General features: G+C 32.8%; 4 protein-coding genes. 2 read left to right on the top strand and 2 right to left on the bottom strand.

All coding sequences use genetic code 11. The features are described from left to right. Positions 1 to 222: phosphohydrolase (locus K6343_01440; GenBank protein ID MEF3244638.1), on the top strand; the 222-nt coding region annotated here is incomplete at its 5' end. Positions 223 to 224: 2 nt separating this feature from the next. Then, positions 225 to 1400: a coenzyme F420-0:L-glutamate ligase gene (locus tag K6343_01445; protein ID MEF3244639.1), complete on the top strand. Its 1176-nt coding sequence runs from the start codon at positions 225 to 227 to the stop codon at positions 1398 to 1400. 89 nt (positions 1401 to 1489) lie between these two features. Here K6343_01445 and K6343_01450 read toward each other — a convergent pair whose 3' ends face one another. Both K6343_01450 and groEL read right to left on the bottom strand, forming a co-directional pair. After that, entirely contained in the window at positions 1490 to 2524 is a 1035-nt protein-coding gene (locus K6343_01450) for a hypothetical protein (GenBank protein MEF3244640.1), read from the bottom strand. 162 nt (positions 2525 to 2686) lie between these two features. Continuing rightward, positions 2687 to 3361, bottom strand: a 675-nt coding sequence (gene groEL / locus K6343_01455; protein ID MEF3244641.1) for a chaperonin GroEL, incomplete at its 5' end; no start/stop codon positions are given.

A 3361-nucleotide genomic window follows, 5' to 3' on the forward strand; every position in this document is an offset into this window, starting at 1 on the left:
CCTCTTTCTGGATTAATTACTGCCTGTGCACTTGTAAAAGGAAAGGACCTTGATAATGTTGATGTTGAATTTGTTTTAAAAAGATTTAAGGAAAAGCGATTTGCAGCTGGGGTTAATAGAGAGCAAATTTTAGAATGTGAAGAGTTGGGTTTCACTCTTGATAAGTTTATAGCAATAGGTATTGCGGGAATGAAGAGAATCAAAAAGGAATTAGGTTTGTAGTTATGTTTATCCAAAAAATTAAAGATACTCCTAAGGATGTGCAGATAAGTATTTTGAATGATTTTCTTCAAAAACACCCAAAAGATGGTGTAGGAGCATACAGGTATTTATCGCATCTTTATTCACTTAAACATGATTTTTTAAAGGCAGAAGAAGTTTTATTGAATGGCATTAAAAATAACCCAGATAATCTTTGGCTTCAACTTTATTTAGGTGACTTTTATTTTTATACTCTTGGTGATAAAAATAAAGGAGAGTATGTTTATAGAAGTATTTTAGATAAGTTTGATAAAGAAGAAAAAAGCACAATGTCTCCTTATAGGTATGTCTTAAAAAGGCTTACAACAATTGCCTATGAAAAAAAGGATTTTGAATTTGCACTTGCCCTTTTTGAAAAATTTTTTAGAATAGAACCATCTGATTTCTATGCAACTGATTTCATTAAATATGCAGAGATACTTCTTCACTTTGGGCAAGTTGAGAAAGCCCACGAAGTTATAAAGATTGGGATTAAAACACACCCTAAAAATATTCGCTTAGTTGAATTTGCAAGGGAGCATTTTGGTTTAAAGGTAGAAAAAAGAAAAGAGGATATTAATAATAAAGATTTTATTAGCATCCCTGTTAAGACAAGCCTAATAAAGGAAGATGAAGACATTACTCCAATTGTAGAGAAGTATGTTTTACCATTACTTAAAGAAGGTGACATATTAACTATAGCTTCAACAGTTGCTGGAATATCTGAGGGAAGAATTTACTCTCCAGACTCAATTAAGGTTAGTCCATTTGCAAAAACATTTTCAAAATTTATAAATCAAAAAAGTATTCCTTTTGGGGGTGCAGCACCCCTTGCAAATCCTTATTCAATGCAGGTATTAATTTTTGAGTATGGGTTATTGAAAGTTGTGTTTGGTTTAATAATGGGAGTAATTGGAAAGTTTCTTGGTATTAACGGGTGGTTTTACAAATTTACAGGGCAACAATCTTCAATTTTGGATGATCCACCTGCTTCTATTCCACCTTATGATTACTATGTAATACTTGGACCAAAAGACCCTATAAAGTTTGCTTTAAGGATAAAGGAAAAAATAGGTTTTGATGTTGCAATTGTTGATGCAAACGATCTTAGTGCTGCATGGGTAAAGGAGCAACCAGTGGTATTAAAAAAGATAAAATAGAAAAAACCCTAATAGATAACCCTGCAGGCAATGAGGATGAAACTACGCCTTTTGTTATCTTAAGATTTACACAAAATTAAAATTTTTCTTTACGGCTTTTTAGCGTTTTCTTTTGCTTTATCCTTGTTATTTGGAGGAGTTTTATCTTGGTTTTCGTCTTCTTCAGGAGTTTTAATAACGATGTTTGTTGCGTTATAGTTGGTGCCATCATATCTAATATGAATTTGCACTTCTAATCCTTCCTTGAGAGCTTCTTTTGTTGTTCTTCCTATCCCGTTTTCTTCAATCGATGTTGTATCTAGAATATTAACAGGATGTTCAAAATCTTTTAGAATAATGTTATTGCCTGTAATTGAGGTAATAATTGATCTTACTTCAAATTCTTTTTGTGAATTCCGGGATTTATCTTGCTCCTCATCCTTTTCATCTTCTTGATCCTGTTCATCTTCCTCATCCTTTTCATCTTCTTGATCCTGTTCATCTTCCTCATCCTTTTCATCTTCTTGATCCTGTTCTTGGTTTTTTTCTTCAGTGCTTTTGCCTTCTTTTAAAATAGTGATATCCCTTGCAATAAAACTTTCATTTTCTACCTTTGCATGCACAATTGCTGTTGAACCAATAACTATTTCACTTATTTTTATTGGTTTTCCTTCAAATTTTATTGGGATGTTTTCATCAACCATTACTTGTGTTTCATCAATTACAATTTCATTATCTTGGACATTGTTTATTTCACCTTTAATTACTACAATCTTATTTTTGTTTTGTTTGTTTGTCTTTTCACTATTTTGTGCTTGGGATGAAGTGCTTGTTTCAACTTTTGTACTGGTTTGCTCGGTTTCTTGTTCTTGGTTTTGTGTAGTTATAGTAATGTTAAATGCTTCTGAAGTTTTATCTAATTCTGTGCTTTTGTTTGCAATTGCCAATATACTTTTGGGGATATTTGCTAAATCTTTTACTTTGCTATTAGAAATGACTTGTAGTAAAGTTCCGTATTTTCCAAATACAGGGACTATCGTGGATAAGGTAAAAAATCCTATTAAAATAAGTATGAACAACATCAATCCATTTCTTTTTGAAGGAAACGAAATTTTCTTTGCGCTTACTTCGTTCTTTTGTTCCATTTTTACTACCTCCCTTTAAATATTAAACTCTCACTAATATTATAAAAAAAATCACTAAAAATACAAACTTTGAAGATTCAAAATTTTTTATTTGATTTCCTACTTATAATAAATTAGCCCTCCTTACTGGAGGGCTAAAAATTTTGAGATAAAGTTTAATTATTAGTATTCAGGATACTGTGGTGCTGGTGCAGGTTTTTCTTCTTTCGGAATTGTTGTTACTATTGCTTCTGTTGAAAGGAGTAAGCCTGCAATACTTGCTGCATTCTGTAATGCTGTTCTTACAACCTTAAATGGATCGATAACTCCTGCCTTAAACATATCTTCAAATTTGCCTGTTTCGGCATTAAAGCCGACGTTGTCTTGAGTTTCTATTACTTTGTTTAGAGCAATTATGCCATTATAGCCAGCATTCTCTGCAATGAGTTTAAGAGGTTCTTGAAGTGCTTTCTTTACAATGTTAATACCTGTTTTTTCATCGCCTTCTGCTTGTAGTTTTTCAAGTGATGGAAGTGCCTTTACAAATGCAACACCACCACCTGCAACTATTCCTTCAGCAAGAGCTGCCTTTGTTGCTGATACAGCATCTTCAACTCTGTGCTTTAGTTCTTTCATTGCAGTTTCAGTTGCGCCACCAACCTTAATGATGGCAACTCCACCCGAAAGTTTTGCAAGTCTTTCTTGGAGTTTTTCTTTATCGTAGCTTGAGGTTGTTCTCTGTATTTCTTCTTTGATTTGTTTAATTCTTGCTTGGATTTTTTCTTTGTCACCTTTCCCACCAATGATTGTGGTGTTATCTTTGTCAACTTTTACAGCATCTGCTCTTCCAAGCATGTC

Source organism: Caldisericaceae bacterium (genome assembly GCA_036574215.1).
Taxonomy (GTDB): Bacteria; Caldisericota; Caldisericia; order Caldisericales; family Caldisericaceae; genus Caldisericum.

Coding starts and splice junctions, on each gene's coding strand:
- K6343_01445 (MEF3244639.1), top strand. CDS start 225: ATGTTTATCCAAAAAATTAAAGATACTCCTAAGGATGTGCAGATAAGT.
- K6343_01450 (MEF3244640.1), bottom strand. CDS start 2,524: ATGGAACAAAAGAACGAAGTAAGCGCAAAGAAAATTTCGTTTCCTTCA.